General features: G+C 66.6%; 15 protein-coding genes and 3 pseudogenes. 8 read left to right on the forward strand and 10 right to left on the reverse strand.

The annotated features are described in order from the left end of the window. Positions 1–96: 96 nt before the first annotated feature. The 6 genes and pseudogenes from GJ631_RS17205 to yciH all read left to right on the forward strand — a co-directional run bounded on the left by GJ631_RS17205 (position 97) and on the right by yciH (position 5,025). Positions 97–293 (forward strand): annotated as a pseudogene (locus tag GJ631_RS17205) (cold-shock protein). Between the two features lie 233 nt (positions 294–526). Further along, positions 527–1,498, forward strand: coding sequence for a MoxR family ATPase (locus GJ631_RS17210; protein WP_156710335.1), 972 nt, complete (start codon positions 527–529; stop codon positions 1,496–1,498). Positions 1,499–1,507: 9 nt separating this feature from the next. After that, positions 1,508–2,503: a DUF58 domain-containing protein gene (locus GJ631_RS17215; RefSeq protein ID WP_156710336.1), complete on the forward strand. Its 996-nt coding sequence runs from the start codon at positions 1,508–1,510 to the stop codon at positions 2,501–2,503. A gap of 194 nt (positions 2,504–2,697) precedes the next feature. Continuing rightward, positions 2,698–3,549, forward strand: a pseudogene (locus tag GJ631_RS19535) (DUF3488 domain-containing protein); the annotation flags it as partial. 85 nt (positions 3,550–3,634) lie between these two features. After that, positions 3,635–4,696: a transglutaminase domain-containing protein gene (locus GJ631_RS17230; protein WP_156710339.1), complete on the forward strand. Its 1,062-nt coding sequence runs from the start codon at positions 3,635–3,637 to the stop codon at positions 4,694–4,696. A gap of 35 nt (positions 4,697–4,731) precedes the next feature. After that, positions 4,732–5,025 (forward strand): stress response translation initiation inhibitor YciH, encoded by a 294-nt coding sequence (gene yciH, locus GJ631_RS17235; protein WP_156710340.1) that lies wholly within the window; start codon positions 4,732–4,734, stop codon positions 5,023–5,025. Between the two features lie 71 nt (positions 5,026–5,096). Here the strand turns inward: yciH and GJ631_RS17240 are convergent, their stop codons facing one another. The 8 genes and pseudogenes from GJ631_RS17240 to GJ631_RS17275 form a co-directional block, all read right to left on the reverse strand. Next, on the reverse strand, positions 5,097–5,465 hold the full coding sequence (locus tag GJ631_RS17240) for a rhodanese-like domain-containing protein (protein ID WP_156710341.1): 369 nt from the start codon (positions 5,463–5,465) through the stop codon (positions 5,097–5,099). Positions 5,466–5,510: 45 nt separating this feature from the next. Next, the gene (locus GJ631_RS17245) at positions 5,511–6,092 is read right to left on the reverse strand and encodes an NUDIX hydrolase (RefSeq protein ID WP_156710342.1); all 582 of its coding nucleotides are present in this window, start codon (positions 6,090–6,092) and stop codon (positions 5,511–5,513) included. Continuing rightward, complete coding sequence (locus tag GJ631_RS17250) at positions 6,093–6,521, reverse strand: hypothetical protein (protein ID WP_156710343.1); 429 nt, start codon at positions 6,519–6,521, stop codon at positions 6,093–6,095. Continuing rightward, positions 6,509–6,928, reverse strand: a complete 420-nt coding sequence (locus GJ631_RS17255) for a DUF5809 family protein (RefSeq protein WP_156710344.1) — start codon at positions 6,926–6,928, stop codon at positions 6,509–6,511. Before GJ631_RS17255 ends, GJ631_RS17250 begins: the two co-directional genes overlap by 13 nt. A 24-nt stretch (positions 6,929–6,952) precedes the next feature. Beyond that, positions 6,953–7,405 carry a DUF5810 domain-containing protein gene (locus GJ631_RS17260; protein WP_156710345.1) on the reverse strand — a complete coding sequence of 151 codons (453 nt, stop codon included), beginning with the start codon at positions 7,403–7,405 and terminating at the stop codon, positions 6,953–6,955. Positions 7,406–7,493: 88 nt separating this feature from the next. Next, complete coding sequence (gene rimI, locus GJ631_RS17265) at positions 7,494–7,982, reverse strand: ribosomal protein S18-alanine N-acetyltransferase (protein ID WP_370518721.1); 489 nt, start codon at positions 7,980–7,982, stop codon at positions 7,494–7,496. Positions 7,983–8,278: 296 nt separating this feature from the next. Beyond that, positions 8,279–10,265 (reverse strand): annotated as a pseudogene (locus GJ631_RS17270) (aconitate hydratase). 180 nt (positions 10,266–10,445) lie between these two features. Further along, entirely contained in the window at positions 10,446–11,057 is a 612-nt protein-coding gene (locus GJ631_RS17275; protein WP_156710346.1) for a translation initiation factor IF-2 subunit beta, read from the reverse strand. A 77-nt stretch (positions 11,058–11,134) separates the two neighbouring features. Between GJ631_RS17275 and GJ631_RS17280 the strand changes: the two genes are divergently transcribed. Beyond that, complete coding sequence (locus tag GJ631_RS17280; protein ID WP_156710347.1) at positions 11,135–11,482, forward strand: dihydroneopterin aldolase family protein; 348 nt, start codon at positions 11,135–11,137, stop codon at positions 11,480–11,482. Between the two features lie 10 nt (positions 11,483–11,492). Here GJ631_RS17280 and GJ631_RS17285 read toward each other — a convergent pair whose 3' ends face one another. Both GJ631_RS17285 and GJ631_RS17290 read right to left on the reverse strand, forming a co-directional pair. Next, complete coding sequence (locus GJ631_RS17285) at positions 11,493–12,293, reverse strand: iron transporter (protein WP_156710348.1); 801 nt, start codon at positions 12,291–12,293, stop codon at positions 11,493–11,495. Between the two features lie 333 nt (positions 12,294–12,626). Next, positions 12,627–14,855 (reverse strand): hypothetical protein, encoded by a 2,229-nt coding sequence (locus tag GJ631_RS17290; RefSeq protein WP_156710349.1) that lies wholly within the window; start codon positions 14,853–14,855, stop codon positions 12,627–12,629. Positions 14,856–14,981: 126 nt separating this feature from the next. Between GJ631_RS17290 and GJ631_RS17295 the strand changes: the two genes are divergently transcribed. Further along, on the forward strand, positions 14,982–15,753 hold a 772-nt coding region (locus tag GJ631_RS17295), incomplete at its 3' end, for a hypothetical protein (protein WP_156710350.1).

Consider the following 15,753-nt stretch of genomic DNA (forward strand, 5'->3'; position numbering starts at 1 on the left):
GGAAACGGAGGGGAAAATTCTCGCATGCCTGAAGATTGTCACGAAGAAAACGAATACGAGAGGCTTATACGTGCCCACCATCTCTCTGTATTCGCAATGGCAAACGGTAAGGTTGACTTCTTCAACGACACTGGCGGCTACGGATTTATCGAGACTGACGACGCGGACGAGGACGTTTTCTTCCACATTGGAGGACGTTCGGCGGCCCCGACCTCGAAGAGGGTCAGGAAATCGAATTCGATATCGAGGAAGCCGAGAAGGGCCCGCGCGCGACGAACGTCACGCGCCTGTAAGGCTCCCGCTTTCCACACTCGCTTCGAGCGACTGAACTGACTTTTCCGTATTTTCCGACGACGAGCGACAGCGTTCCAGTATCCGGTTCACGCACTCGACGGAATCTACTGTGCGGTCGATACCCCAACCTCCATAGTGCTTACGTCGCTTCGGCCCCATCGACAGGTAATGACAGTCGTACCGCGACCACAAGACGTATGCCGCGTTTCTCCGGGTATCCGGTACGCCCTCCATGACTGACACGACCGAGTCATCGGCCGCGCCGCCGGCCGAGCGGACGGTCGACGTACAGCGTGCCGGCGAGACCGCCCGGGACGTCATCGACAACGTCCAGCGGGTCATCGTCGGCAACGACGACAGCATCGAGCATCTGGTCACCGCGCTGTTGGGTGGCGGCCACGTCCTCCTAGAGGACGTCCCCGGCGTCGGCAAGACGATGCTCGCGCGTGCGGTCGCCGAATCCTTCGACTGCTCGTTCAAGCGCGTCCAGTTCACGCCGGACCTCCTGCCGGCCGACATCACCGGCGCGAACGTCTACAACCAACAGACGAGTACCTTCGAGTTCCGCGCGGGGCCCGTCTTCGCCAACGTCGTCTTGGGCGACGAAATCAACCGCGCGCCGCCGAAAACGCAGGCCGCACTCCTCGAGGCGATGGAGGAAGGGCAGGTGACCGTCGACGGCGAGAGCCACCCGGTTCCGGACCCCTTCGTCGTCATCGCGACCCAGAACTCCATCGAGCGCGAGCGCACCTACGAACTGCCGGCCGCCGAGTTGGACCGATTCATGCTGAAGTTGCATCTCGGCTACCCCGACCCCGACGACGAGTCGGAGGTCATCGACCGCGCCGTCGGCGGCCACGCCATCGACGACATCTCGGCGGTCGCGACCGACGAAGCGCTCCGGGAGGCCCGCGAAGTGACTGGGAACGTCGAGGTTCGGGACCCGCTCCGGCAGTACGTCACGCGGCTGGCGAACTACACCCGCGAGCACGCGGAGTTGGGCGTCAGCCCCCGCGGCTCTATCGCCCTGGTGCGGGCCGCACAGGGCCGTGCCGTACTCGACTCCCGCGACTACGTGATTCCCGACGACGTACAGGCCGCCGCGCCGGTCGTCTTCCCCCACCGGATGCGGACCGCCCCCGGCGACGATGACAGCGAGGCCGTCGTCGAGGCGGCGCTGGAATCGGTCGCCGTCGAGGAGTGAGAGCGGGCGATGCTCACGAACGTCCGAAACCTGCGGCCGACGCGTCGGGGCTACGCCGTGCTCACGGTGGCGCTGCTGGCGTTCCTCTTGGGCGCCGGCGCGGGCGCGCGGTCGCTGAACGCCGTCGTCGTCCCCGCCTTGGTCGGCCTCCTCGCGGGCGCCGTCCAACTTCTCCGGGCCGACCCGCCGACCGTCGAGCGCTCGACGCCCGAGGCGGGCTTTCCCGGCGAATATCGACCCGTCACGCTCAGCGTCGACGCCGACGTTCCCTGTACGGTCACCGAGTCGCTCGATGACGGCGTCGACGCCGATACGACGACGGCGACCGTCGGCCACGGCGGGACCTTCGAGTACGACATCGAGTTGCGCCGCCGCGGCGAACACGCCCTCGGACCGGCGACCTGCCGGGTGACCGACTCCCTCGGCCTGTTCAGAACCGACGTGGAGACGGCGGGGACGACGACGACACTCGTGTATCCCGACGTGTACGGCCTCGAAGACGACACGCTGGGGTCGCTCACCAGTCGCGTCCTCGGCGACGACCGCTCGTCGTTCGACCGCCTCCGCGAGTACGGCCCCGGCGACACGATGCGGGATATCCACTGGCGGGCGAGCGCGAAGCGAACGGACGAGGAGTTCGTCGTCGCCGAATACGAGAGTCGTTCGGAGGCGACCCAACTCGAAGTGGTCGGCGAGTCGGCGCTGGGCAGCGCCGACGCGATGGCCGAGAGCGTCGCCTCCCTCGTGGCCCACCTCCACGACCTCGGCGTCACGGTCGCCGTGACGGTGCCCGACGGGAGCATCGTCGCCCACCCCGGCGACGTCGTCTCGGTGCTCCGACTCCTCGCACGCACCGACGACGGGTGGGTCGACCCCGAACGCCGGCGGAGCGCCGACGTGTACGTCCTCGGGCGGGGTGGCAGTGCGACCGTGACACTCGCCGACCGGGAAGTCGACTTCGAGGGACTGTCGGGAGCCCACCGGAGTCGGGAGGTGCTGGCGTGAGCACGACCGACCGGTCGGTTCGCGACGCACTCGGCGCCGTCGAGGCCCCGGTCGCCCCGGCCCGACTTCTCGCGCTCGGCGGCGTCGCGACCACCCTCGGCGCGTTCTGTTACGTCCTCTATCGGATACTCGTCATCACCGGTGACGCGACGCTCCTGTACTACGTCGTCGGTGGGGCCGCACTGGCCGGCGCCGTGCTGGCGTGGCTCATCCGCCCGCGAACCGCCTTCGGCATCGGCGCGGCGGCCGTCGTCATTGGCACCTACCTCTACATCCAGTCGCTCCCCGGCGGATTCGGCTTCCTCGTGTTGGTCGGGCCGATGGTGAGCGACGTGTTCGCGCTGTTGGGCGGCCTCTCGGTGCTCCGCATCGTCAACGCCGACGTGTGGGCGCTTTCGGCCGCCCCGGGGCCGGTTTTCCTGGCCACCTACCTCGCGTTGCGTCGCAACTACGTCGCCGCCAGCGCCGTCGCCGGCGGCGCCCTCGGTGTGGTCGTGTTGACCGGCGACGCGACGACGCCGACCACGCTCGTCGGCGTCGTCGGCGTCACCCTCGCGTTGGCCTTCGGCGACTGCGACCGCCGTGGCGAGTCGCTCAGAAACGCCGACGGCGTCGTCGTCTTGCTCGCGACGATGGTCGTGTTGACGCTGTTCGTCGGGGTCGTCCCCGGCGCCGCCGGGTCGTTCATCTCCACGGAGGGTGTCGGCACGCAGACATCGACGATGGAGTCGAGTCTCGTCCACGCCGGTGACAGCCTCGCCGTCACCGGGCCCGTCGAACTCTCCCCGGAAGTGCGCTACACCGTCGAAGCCGACGCCGAGGCGTACTGGCGGGTCGGCACCTACGACCGCTACACCGGCGGTGGCTGGGTCCAGAGCGGCGAAATGCGCAACTACGGCGGGTCGCTACCGCCGCCGCCCGGCGAGAGCCGGACGCTCGAACAGCGTTACACCGCCGAAACCGACATCGCGACGCTTCCGGCGGCGAACACGCCAGTCGACATCGACGACGTTCCAGTTCCCGTCCAAGTGACCGACAGCGGCGCGTTCCAGCCCGCCAGTCCGCTGCAGGCCGGCGAGTCCTACACCGCCACGAGCGAGGTGCCCGTCGCCCCGCCGGCGGAGCTCCGGAGTGCCGGCACCGACTACCCCCGACACCGTCACCGAGCGGTACACGCAGTTGCCGTCCAGTACGCCCGCCCGCGTGACCGAGCGGACCGACCGACTCACTGCCAACGCCGAGAACCCCTACGACACCGCTCGCGTCCTCGAACAGTGGCTCCAGAACAACTACGACTACTCGCTGGACGTCGAACGACCCCGCGGCAACGTCGCCGACGAGTTCCTCTTCGAGATGGACGCGGGCTACTGTACGTACTTCGCGACGACGATGGTGACGATGCTTCGCACCCAGGACATCCCGGCGCGGTTCGTCGTCGGCTACACCCCCGGCCAACAGGTCGACGACGGCGAGTGGGTCGTCAGAGGGTACAACTCCCACGCCTGGGTCGAGGTGTACTTCCCCGAACACGGCTGGGTGAAGTTCGACCCCACGCCCTCGGACCCCCGCATCGCCGAGGAGCGCGAAATCCTCGCCGACGCCCGCTCGGACAACGACAGCGACATCGACACCGACGACTCGCTCGACTCCGATTTCGACCAAGGGACGCCCGACCCGACGACACCCGAGGGGCCGAACGGGACGGACACCGAACCGAACGGTACCGAGACGACACCCACCGACGGTCCGCCGGGAACCGACGGCGACGGCGGGTTCTCGCTGCCGACGATACCGGTTCCGACGCCCGAACAGGCCGGCTTCGGGTTGCTCGTCTTCGCCGGCGTCGTCGCCGGCCTCAGACGCACCGGCACCGGCCGACGACTCTACCGGGAACTGTGGCTCAGGCGCCTCCCGGTCGACGACCCCGAGGCCGTCGTCGCCGGCGTCTATCACCGCGTCGTCCACCTCGAAGAGCGCGACGGCCGGCAGAAAGCCCCCGGTGAGACTCCCCGGCAGTTCCTCGCCGGCGACGACCGAATCGAGCGCGTCGGCCGACTGTACGAGCAGGCCCGCTACGGCCACGGCGTCGATGCTTCCGACGCTGCGACGGCCAGAGCCGACCTCGCCGACCTACTCGAAGAGCGCTCTCGACTCCCCCATCTGGTGGAAAAGCGGAATACACGGTCCCGATAGTGTTTAATACGGCCGTCGTGTACACCCGGATTGTAATGTCGGAAGTCTGCTCGACGTGCGGTCTCCCCGAGGAACTCTGCGTCTGCGAAGACGTCGCCAAGGAGTCCCAGGAGATCAACATCCGCATCGACGAGCGCCGATACGGTAAGGAGGTAACGGTCATCGAGGGGTTCGACCCCCGAGACGTCGATCTCGACTCGCTGTCGAGCGACCTGAAATCGAAATTCGCCTGCGGCGGCACCGTCGAGGACGGCGTCATCGAACTACAGGGTAATCACCTCGGGCGCATCGAGGATTTCCTTCAGGAGAAGGGGTTCAACGTTGCGTAACGCCCTCTGAACCGCACGTCGAGTCCGTTTTTCGAGCGCCCACTTCACCAGCGGTAGCTACGGCGCGTCCTTCAGAACGGCGCGTCCGGGCCGTCCTCGCCGGCCGTGATTCCCGACTCCGTCTCCTCGCCAGACGCCAGTTCGTACTCCCAGCCCTCGATTCCGGGCGCGAGCGAGTCGACCCGTCCCGAGAACCCCTCGAAGGATCCGATGAGTCGGGCGGCCTGCTGGCTCGCCTGCCCGTGGGGACACACGGTCACGACGCGGTCGGCGTCGGCGAACTCCTCGATTCGAGTCGTCAGTTGCTGAAACGGAACGTTTTCGCTGCCCGGAATATGTCCGCGAGCGAAGGCGGGAGGCGACCGGATGTCGACGATGCGAACGTCCTCGCCGTCGTCGAGTAGCGCCTGCAGTTCTGCCGCAGAAATCTCGCCGTCCATACCGGTGGGTAGGCGACGAGCGTATTAAACGGCAGGACTGGACGGCTACAACAGGCCGTCGGCCTCAGCCAACAACAGCCCCTCGATGGTGGCGTCGTTTGCCGGCCCCGACCGCGCGAGGTCGAGTGCGGATTCGACGGGCACCGTCTTCACGTCGAGGAACTCGTTGCCGTCGAGTTCCCGGGCGCCGACCGAGAACCCCTCGGCCCACGCGATGCCGCGTTCGTGACGCAACACGCCCGTCGAACACCAGAAGTCCTCGATGAGTTCGACCGACTCCGCGACGAGACCGACCTCCTCTTCGAGTTCCCGGGCGCCCGCCTCGGCGTAGGTTTCGCCGTCCTCGACGATGCCCGCCGGGAGTTCGTAACACAACTCCCGAATCGTCGGCCGGAACTGCTCGACCATCGCGACCGACCGGCCCTCGCCCGGAAGCCCCAGCGACGCGGGGTCGTCGACGACCGCGACGATGACGACCGCCGGCGGCAACTCCGCCCAGTAGTAGCGCTTCTCGCGGCCGTCCGGTAACTCGACGAGGTCGTAGCCGCCGGTGTACCACCCAGTCTCGTACTCGGTGACGGACTCGACGACGTGCCAGTCGTGCTCTGAGGGACTCGGGTCCTCCATCTACTCGGCCTCCACCCGGACGATTTCGAGACGGTACCGCTGGCCGCCGCGTTCGACGTAGGCCGTATCGCCGACCGGCGGCTCGGCGCCGCGTTCGACCGCGCTAGCGTTTCTGGTCCGGAACTCGCCGAACTCGTCGAACGGCGTGTGGGTGAACGCCTCCTTGAAGCCGATGGGGCCAGTGTAGTAGGCCTCCGACCGGGCCGGCGTCTCCCCAGTTTCGGCGGCCTCCAAGGCGGCGATGCTGTAGGGGAACCGCCGTTCGGTGAGGTTGGTCGCGTCGACTGTCGGCCCCGGTTCCTCGACAGCCGTCGCCTCGACGTAGTAGGGGTCGCCGGTCTGGATGTAACTGGGAAGCGCGCCCAGCGCGAGGAGGGCGACCAAAAGCACCAACAAGAAGATGACGAGGTTGCGCGTTACGGTTCGCATAGTTCCTCCCGGTAGATGCGGTTGAACGCCACCCGTCGGAGCGTCGCCACCGCCGCCTCGGGTTCGTTCTGGAACGTCGCCGCGACCGCGGCGCCCTCGGGGCCGGCGTGCCATGCCACGCGGTCGACGTTGTCGCTGCCGACAACGTGTACGTCGCCGTCGAAGGTCTCCCGCCACGTCTCGAACTCCTCGACGGAACCGACGGTGACCGACAGCGTCTCCGCGAACGTCGCCTGCCGGGCCGTCTCGACGACCTCACTCGTCACGCGAGATTCGTACTCCTCGCGGTCGAACGCCATCGCTTTGGTTACCTCGCGGACGACGGTCTGTGCCGTCGGCCCAAGGCTCTCATAGCGGTTTCGGGCGTCGGCCCACGACTCCGGGGCGAACGTCCCTTCGGTGTCCATACCGACAGAAAAGAGCCGCTGCCGTTACTCGTTTTCGGCTTCGTCGTCGCCGGCATCGCCGTCCTTGAGCATCTCGCGGGTCATCTCCCGCGCCTCTTCGAGAATGGCCTCGGTCTCGGCGTGGGCCGGCTCCGAGGTGCTGGCGGTGGGGGCGCCGTGTCCGTGGTCGTGGTCGCCGTGGTCGTGACCGTGGCCCGATTCCTCGAACAGCGCCCCGGACCGTTCTTCGAGTGGGTCGTCGGGGTCTTCGGGTGAGCCGACGGTGTCCTCGAACACCTGCGGGAACTCCGTCTCCTCGACGTAGTCGGTGACGACCGCGGCGAGTTCCGATTCCCCCATCCCGTCCCACTCCGGGACGTGCTCGCCGAGCCACGTCTCGTGGTCGGCGTCGCCGAGGATGGCGGTGAAGGCGAGGTGGTTCGCGAGGTGGCCCGCGTCGGCTTGTGGGTCCGAACAGACGGGGCAGGCGTATCCCATACCCCGAATCGGCGTTCCAGCGGCAAAACGCCTGCGCCTACGGTCGACGTCACAGTACGACGAATCTACGACTCGGTGGGATGACAGTTTACAGCTCTCGCACCATCACGTACGCGTCCTCGCCGTCGTCGTAATACCCCGGCACGGCGTGGTGGGTTTCGAAGCCGAACTCCCGATACAGCGACAGCGCCGCGTCGTTGCTCTCCCGGACCTCCAGTTTCACGCGGCCGACGCTCTGCGTCGCAAGCGTCGCGAGCGCACGCGAGAGCAGCAGTCCACCGATGCCCTCACCGCGGCGTTCGGGGTCGACCGCGAGGTCCTTGACGTGGCCGATGGAGACGCCGTGGTTCGGAATGCTGTCGGCGACGACGTAGCCGACGATTTCGCCCGCCTCCACGTCGTCGGTTCCCTCATCCGCCTCCGCGACCAGAAACCCGGGTTCGTCCAGAAATCGCTCGAACGCCGCGTAGGGCCACGCCTGCGGGAACGACCGCTTCTCAATGCGGAACACCGACAGGAGGTCCCCACGAGTGGCCTGCCGAACCCCCACGTCGGCGCGCGGCGCCGTCGTAGTCACGTTTTCACTTACGTGGACGGCGGCATATGCCTACCGGCCGCGACACCATATATAAATACAGTGCTTGGAATCTAAGGGCTGGCCAGAAGATTCATTTACCCACGGGAGTTACAGTCAGTTGCACCCGTTTGGGTGCATCCCCCACCCCCCCCCCCCACCCCCGCTTTTTACACGATAGATAGCCGCTGCACTGTCCAGTTCGGTTTATATCGGTCGCTGTAGGCGATCCAGCGGCTCGAAGCCGCGGCTGGCCGTGTAGCGTCGAAAAAAATGAACGAGTGTTGTGAAACGAGGCTTCAGTCGTCCGCGGGCGCGGCGCCGGAGCTCTCGTCGTGCTGTTTCTTGACGTGGGGGGAGCTTGCCACCGTTAGCGAGGATTTCGCGCTCGCGCTCGGAGGCGTCCAGCGTCGCGGTGAGTTCCCAGTCGTCGTTGACGCGGACCGTGAACTCTTCCTGACCGGAGCGGACGCCTTCCGCGACGTCGTCGACGATTTCGATGTCGTCGCCCTGCTCGATGTTCTCGTAGTCGGCCTCGTCGATTTCCAGCGGGATGAGACCGAAGTTGAACAGGTTCGCCTTGTGGATGCGGGCGAAGCTCTGTGCGAGGACGCCCTCGATACCGAGGTACATCGGACACAGCGCCGCGTGCTCACGCGAGGAGCCCTGTCCGTAGTTCTCGCCGGCGACGAGGAAGCCGCCGTCGCTGTCGAGTGCGCGCTGTGCGAAGGTGTCGTCGACGCGCGACAGCGTGAACTCCGAGAGCTTCGGAATGTTCGACCGGTACATCAGGATGTCCTGCGTCGCAGGGATGATGTGGTCGGTCGTGATGTTGTCCTCCATCTTCAGCAGGGCCGGACCCGACAGTTCGGCGTCGAGTTCGTCCTTCAGCGGCACGTCGCCGATGTTGGGGCCCTTGATGAGCTCGTCGTCGACGGCCTCGTCGGGCGCGATGAGGTCGGGGTCGTCCTGGGCCATGCCGGGGCCGTACTTGTCGCCCATCTCGAAGCCGGGGTCCTCGAGGTCGCCGAGTTCGTCGGCGAGGTCACGCGGGTCGACGATTTCGCCGGCGATGGCGGCCGCGGTGGCGACCTCCGGCGAACAGAGGTAGACGTTGTCGTTCTCGATGCCGGAGCGACCCTCGAAGTTGCGGTTGAACGTCCGCAGCGAGACGGAGTCGGAGGCGGGAACGTGGCCGATGCCGATACAGGCACCACACGTCGCCTCGGAGAAGTTGACGCCGGCCGCCATCATCTCCGCGGTCCAGCCCTCACGGGCGAGCATCTCGGAGGCCTGCTTCGAACCGGGCGCGACAATCATCTCGGTCTTCTTGTCCGTGGTGCGGCCTTCGAGCATCTTCGCGCCGGGGAGGATGTCCTCGTAGGCACCGTTCGTACAGGAGCCGATGATGACCTGGTCGACGTCCGTGCCGGCGACCTCGCGGACGGGCACGACCTTGTCGGGCATGCTCGGACACGCGATGAGCGGTTCGAGCTCCGAGAGGTCGACCGTAATCTGGTCGGCGTACTCGGCGTCGTCGTCGGGCTCGAGGTCGACGTACTCGTCTTCGCGGCCGAACAGCGAGAGCCACTCCTTGGTCTTCTCGTCGGTCGGGAAGATGGAGGTGGTCGCGCCGAGTTCCGTCCCGAGGTTCGTAATCGTCGTCCGCTCGGGGACGGTGAGGTTCTCGACGCCGGGGCCGGTGTACTCGAAGATTTTGCCGACGCCGCCCTTCACGGACAGCTCGCCGAGCAGGTGCAGCGCGATGTCCTTTGCGGTCGCCCACTCGGGGAGTTCGCCCTCGAGGCGAACGTTGACGACTTCGGGCATCTCGATGTAGTAGGCGCCGCCACCCATGGCGACGGAGATGTCGATACCGCCGGCACCGATGGCGAGCTGGCCGAGCCCGCCGGGCGTCGGCGTGTGGCTGTCCGAACCGAGGAGCGTCTTGCCGGGCGCGGCGAAGTTCTCCTTGTGGACGTTGTGACAAATGCCGTTGCCGGGGCGGCTGAAGTACGCGCCGTACTTGCCGGCCGCCGAGCGAAGGAAGCGGTGGTCGTCCGTGTTCTTGAAGTCGAACTGATACGTCTGGTGGTCGCAGTACTGCGCGGCGAGTTCCGTCTGGACTTCGTCCATCCCGAGCGCCTCGAACTGCAGCCACACGAACGTACCCGTCGTGTCCTGTGTCAGAACCTGGTCGATCTCGATTCCGATTTCCTCACCGGTCTCGAGTTCGCCCTCGACGAGGTGGTCGTCGAGGATTTTTTCTGCAATCGTCTGTCCCATAACGTCCGTAGGTGGTCCCTCACAAGATATAAATCCGGCGTGTTTGCCACGTATTGCGGCCGCCATCGGCCGATTTGGCAATATTCGCGCCTAACAGTTGTGGCTTTTCGACTAATATTCGTTAACGTTTTTTGACGAACGATTGATTCGGGCGCCGGCGCGAGGAGAAAAGTCGACCTGTCAGGCGATTCGGGAGAAGGCGAGATTGCCGCTCGTGTTCTCGATGTACACCTCGACCACGTCGCCCTCGCTGGCGCCGGGGACGAAGATCGTGTAATCGCCGCGGTGGGCGACGCCGTCGCCCTTCCGGCCAGTGTCGGTCACTTCGACCGTGTACGTCTCGCCGGGCTTGACTTCGTCGCGCTGCTGTCGGGTGTTCGAAGAGCCGCCGCCCTTCTTCACCGGTCGGAACGCACCGCAGGCGTCACAGCGAAGCATCATCGTCCGGTCTTCCTGGACGAGTCGGGTGTCCGGCAGGCCACACTCACTACAGCGGACGTACTCCTCGGTGTAGTCCTCGACGGCGGCCTCGAAGTCCCGCTCGTCGAAGTTGCCGTTGTAGCGGCCGACGCCTTCCTCCAGTTTCCCGGAGGTCGCGAGGGCGCGCTGGACGAACCGGTGGAGGTGGTCCGTCTCGCGGGCCAGCGCGTCGGCGACCGCATCGAGGTTGTTGAACCGGGTGAAGGCGCCGTCGGCTTGCGCCTGGGGGTCGGGGACCGAGAGCCGGTCGCCACCCGACTGAATGTCGGGGACGGCGTCCAGCGCTCGGTCGAGGCTGGCTTCGTACTCCATACCCGTTCGAAGCGGTGCCGACCTAAATGGGTTCCGAGACGGGAAACGCTCTTTTCGCCGCCCGACGACCCCAAAACATGGATCCGACGACGCCACAGGAGGCCTGCTTCGAGGCCGGCATCAAGTTCGGCACGCTGTATCACCAGTTTGCGGGCACGCCCGTCTCGCCGACCAGCAGCGCGAGCCTCGAAACCGCAATCGAGGAGGCAATCGAGAACCAGCCGTTCTGTGCGTCGGTCACCGTCGATATCCTCGACGACGCGCTGGCCGCCGAACTCGACGGGCAATCGGCCGACTACACGGAACTGACCGGCCGGTTCATGGAAGTCGAGATGGACATCGACTACGAGGACTGTCGCGTCCACGCCTCGATGGCGATGGACGGCGACTACCCGCGCATGCGCGTGGACGATGTCGAGTCGTGAAGCGGGCGACTCAGACGACGAAGGACACCGCTTCGAGGTCGAGAAACGCCCGCTCGTACCCCTCGTGGCGGGCGATCTGCGGCGGCGTCACCGGCGAGAGGACGACCTCGTCGCCCGCCCGTAACGCCGTCGACAGTTCGGCGCCGTAGTGATACCCGACCTCGGAGTCGAACGTGCGCCGGAGGTCAACCGTCGTGTCCTCGCCGCCTCGTCGGACTGTCCCCGACCACGCGGCCCCGGGAATCGCCATCCGGTTGTACGGCGTCCGGAGGTACACGGCGAGGTACTGGTCTCCGACGGGCGCCGCGTCCCCGTCGAGAACCGTCGGAACGACCTCGGCGTCGTGCGTCGAGGCAGTGCCGAGACGGACGCCGGGCACGCGCTGGACGGTCAACGGTGAGGGAAGACTATCCATCCGGGAGGGGGACGCCGCGCCCCGTTCGCCGTAGTCTTCGAGTCGCTCGACGGCGACGGCTTCCCGTTCGGATTCGGTAAACGAGAGGTCGATTGTGGCTGATTGTGGGGCGTCGAAGCGACCCTCGAAATCGCCGGTCGCCCGAATCGGGAGACCGCCAACGGTTACCTCGACCTCGTAGGTTCCGTCGCCGTCGAGAATGAAGTTCCCGCCGTAGTGAAACCCCATGCTCTGGGAGAGCATCGGGTAGATGACCTCCTCGCTGACCGTCTCGCCGTCTCGGGCTATCTCGACCGATAGCCCCCGTCTCGGGGACCACCTCGCCGGTTTCGGCGTCCCAGACGACGGCCATGAGATGGAGGTCGTCGGCCGGTCGGATGGGCCGTTCGCTGGCACGGTCGCCTTCGACGAGCCAGAAGCGATGTGGGGCGGCGTACATCACCGCAACACGATAGGGTCCCGCTTCGGCCTGTCCCTGCATCGACATCGCGTTCTCGAACGGCTGGACGTACACGCCGTCGGGGAGGTCGACACCCTCGTAATACGGCGGCGTCCCAGTCGGCCGCGGCGACGGTGTCTGCCGAGGCGTCGACTCCGGCGCCGATTCGCCGCCGGTACAGCCCGCCAACGACCCGGCGAGCGCGGCGCTTGTCGACAGGAACGTCCGTCGGTTCATCGGTCGAAATTCGGATACATCCGAGATGTGGGTTCTGGTTCAGACGACCGCGATTACTCCTCGCTCTCGAAGAACTCCGCTGCTCGCTCCCGGAGCCGTTCGCGTTGGGCGTAGGTGAACCCGGTGAGGCCGGCCGCGGTGCCGGCCGTCAACCCGCTGACTGCTGCGGTCGGGTCGTTCTGGTCGATGCCCGCCAACACAGGTGAACTCATCGTCCCGGAGAGCGCCTGCCACGTCTCCCCGCCGTCGTCGCTGAACTCGACGGGGCCGAAGATTTGCGTTCCCGTGTCGCCGGCGCCGTCGTCGGGCGACTCCGCGAAGTACGTCACCGTCTCGCCGGGTGCGGTCGTCGCATCGAACTCGACGGCCACCTGCCCGCCGAGGGCGTAGGTTTCGTGGTCGTCGCCAGCGACGACCTCCCAGTCGCTCGGGATGCGGTCACGGAGGTAGACGTCCTCGTCGGCGTCGGCGACGGTCAGTCGGACCCGACCCGCTTGGTCGGCGGTGTACAGCGTTCGGTCGCCGTCGCGTTCGACGTCGACGAACGGGATGGCGCCCCGTGAGTCGATGTCGTCGTGTTTGATGGCGAAGACGCCCTGATTGATGTCCGCCGAGTACGTGATGCCGCGGTGGTTGATGGCGCCCCAGACGTTCGGTTGGGCGCTGGAGAGGCCCGTCATCTTCGATTCCTCGGGGACGTCCTCGACGGGACGGGCGAAGTCCGCGCCGTTCGGCTCCGAGAGGTCCCAGTTGGTTGCGTCGTTAGCGCGGTCGGTCGGAACGCCGTCGACGACCTGCCACGACCCGGCGCTGGCGGGTGCGGTGACGCCCGCGGTGTTACCCCGGCCGTTGGTCCCGACGTAGACGCCGTTGCCGAGTTCGGGGTCATCGCTGATGGTCGTTCCGCGGTCGGAGCTCGGGGTCACTTTCAGGAAGCGCGTTCCGCCGTGGTAGTGGCCGACGTGGAGCCACAACTCCCCGTCGTGGAAGGCGGGGTCGGAGTTGTGCGGACTCAGCTCGAAGCCCTCGAATTTCACCTTGTCTTGCCACGTGTAGTTGGCGAGTTCGCCACACTCGACGACGCCGTCGGTGTCGTAGATGTCGTCGGTGTCGACGAGGTAGATGGTGCCCGTGCTGCCTCCGTTTGGCTTGCCCTCGCGTGGGTTTTCGAAGTCGACGCTCGGTTCCTCGTGGCTGGCGAAGGCGACGCGCCGCTCCTCGCCGCCGACGGTGACCGTATCGGGAGCCGGCACCGCGTAGTGGCCCTGCAGCATCGGGAAGATGCCTATCTGTTCGAGGTCCATCGGGTCCGACCCGTCGAGGATGACGGTACCGCCGTCCCAATAGGAGAGGTAGATGGTCGGCGTGCCGTTCTTCGGGTCGTTCTGGACGTGGACGTCGTGACAGTAGAAGTTGAGCCCGCCGAGCCCGGTATCGCCCTGGGCGTCGTCGCCCGACGGCGTCCAGCGGTTGACGAGCGTCAAGCCGAGTTCCTGCCGGTCGAACCGGAACACGTACAGGCCGGCTTCGCCCTCGTTGATGTCCTTGCAGGCGAAGACGTAGTCCTGTCCGTCGATGCGGTGATGATAGCAGTTGTGGATGCCCGTCGAGAACCCCTCCGCCACGTCGACGATTTCGGGACGGCGCTTGTCGGAGACGTCGATGGCGAGCAGGCTACCGGTGTTGGGGCCGCCCGAGGAAGAATCTCGGTCGTTCAGCTCCTGGTTTTGCCCCAGTTCGCCGAACAGCGCGGTGATGGGTTGGGTACCGACGAAGACGTAATCGCCGGTGTCGTCGGTCTTCACGTCCATCATCGCCGTCGCCGGGTTCTGGTTGCGGAAGAACGACTCGACGACGAGTTCGGCCTGGTCGAGTTCTTCGGTGGTCTTCGCTCGATTGAACTGTGCGATGTTGACGATGGCGAGGCCGCGGCCGCTGCTCGAACCGCGCGCGGAGAACATGCTCACGTAGGCGTAGTCGCCGTGAACGTCGATTTCGGTGATGCCGCCGAAGTGCGGCGCCCGGGCGCGACCGCCCGTTCCGGACGACCCCTCGTCGCCGAGGCTGTGATAGCCGAACACCTCGCTGTTCTTCGAGAGTCCGACGTTCTCCGGAATCCCGTCGTCGGTCGTGTCGGCGAATGGTCCCTCGGTGGTGCTGTTCGACCCGCTCCAGCGGTGGCCCGCCGCCTGTCCCATCGCGCCGACGCCGAGCGTCGCGCCGATGGCCTTCAGCACCGACCGCCTCGTCTTCGCGCCGAGTTCGTCGATGTTGCGTCTCATTGTCTGTCGCACACTGTCATACCATTCCTAAGAAGGGTTCTGACAAATCCGTCCAAACGTCGAGACGTGCGCCATCAGAGGACAGCGCACCCGGATATTTATCTCCAGTCGCGTGGAGAAGCCGCCATGGCCCTCCACGCCCTCGACGCGATAGACGACGCACTGACCGCCACGCGACGGTTCCGGCCACGCGGCCTATTCGAGTGGGTCTGGGTGACCGTCGTCGCCGCACTCGTCGCCACTCCGGGCATCAGCATCCCGACCGGCGGAACCGGTGGCGGCGGTGTGGCGCCCGAACAGCGCGGCGCAATCGAGGAGGCGCTCCCGGCGACGCTCCCCGAGTGGGTGCCGCTCGTGGTTGCCATCCTCGGGGTCGTCTGGCTCGGCTTCGTCGTTCTCGGCGCGCTCCTGGAGTTCCCCTTCCTCCGGTGGCTCCGAGACGGCGAGCGAGCGACGATAGCGGGGATGGCCACCCACTGGAAGCAGGCGCTCGGACTCGCGGCGTTCAGGGTCGTCCTCTCGCTCGTGGGGTTCGCCGTCCTCGGGGCGTTAATCGCGACCGCGACGGGGGCGGACCCGACCCTGACGGACTACCTCTTCGCGCTGAGCGAGTACGGAATCGTCCTCGCCCTCGTCGGGGTTCCGACCGGCATCGTCGCCGCGTTCACGACGGCGTTCGTCGTTCCGACGATGGTTCTCGCCGACTGCGGCGTCTTCGGCGGATGGCGGCGCTTCTGGGCGACGCTTTCGGACGCACCAAAGCAGTTCCTCGCGTACGCGGTCGGCGTCGCGCTGCTCGCGACGGTCGGCGGCATCCTCGTCTCCATCGCGGCCGTGGTCGGGTTCATCGCGGCGGCTATCGTGGGTGGCCTCGTCGGCTTCGCGGTGGCGGCGAGCG

The sequence above is a fragment of the Natronomonas sp. CBA1123 genome, assembly GCF_009741925.1.
Classification (GTDB): Archaea; Halobacteriota; Halobacteria; order Halobacteriales; family Haloarculaceae; genus Natronomonas.

Excerpts from the sequence above, each read along its gene's own strand:
- GJ631_RS17290 (WP_156710349.1), bottom strand. The coding sequence starts at position 14,855 with ATGAGACGCAACATCGACGAACTCGGCGCGAAGACGAGGCGGTCGGTG.
- GJ631_RS17215 (WP_156710336.1), top strand. The coding sequence starts at position 1,508 with ATGCTCACGAACGTCCGAAACCTGCGGCCGACGCGTCGGGGCTACGCC.
- GJ631_RS17255 (WP_156710344.1), bottom strand. The coding sequence starts at position 6,928 with ATGGACACCGAAGGGACGTTCGCCCCGGAGTCGTGGGCCGACGCCCGA.
- GJ631_RS17240 (WP_156710341.1), bottom strand. The coding sequence starts at position 5,465 with ATGGACGGCGAGATTTCTGCGGCAGAACTGCAGGCGCTACTCGACGAC.
- GJ631_RS17275 (WP_156710346.1), bottom strand. The coding sequence starts at position 11,057 with ATGGAGTACGAAGCCAGCCTCGACCGAGCGCTGGACGCCGTCCCCGAC.
- GJ631_RS17280 (WP_156710347.1), top strand. The coding sequence starts at position 11,135 with ATGGATCCGACGACGCCACAGGAGGCCTGCTTCGAGGCCGGCATCAAG.
- GJ631_RS17210 (WP_156710335.1), top strand. The coding sequence starts at position 527 with ATGACTGACACGACCGAGTCATCGGCCGCGCCGCCGGCCGAGCGGACG.
- GJ631_RS17260 (WP_156710345.1), bottom strand. The coding sequence starts at position 7,405 with ATGGGATACGCCTGCCCCGTCTGTTCGGACCCACAAGCCGACGCGGGC.
- GJ631_RS17245 (WP_156710342.1), bottom strand. The coding sequence starts at position 6,092 with ATGGAGGACCCGAGTCCCTCAGAGCACGACTGGCACGTCGTCGAGTCC.
- GJ631_RS17250 (WP_156710343.1), bottom strand. The coding sequence starts at position 6,521 with ATGCGAACCGTAACGCGCAACCTCGTCATCTTCTTGTTGGTGCTTTTG.
- yciH (WP_156710340.1), top strand. The coding sequence starts at position 4,732 with ATGTCGGAAGTCTGCTCGACGTGCGGTCTCCCCGAGGAACTCTGCGTC.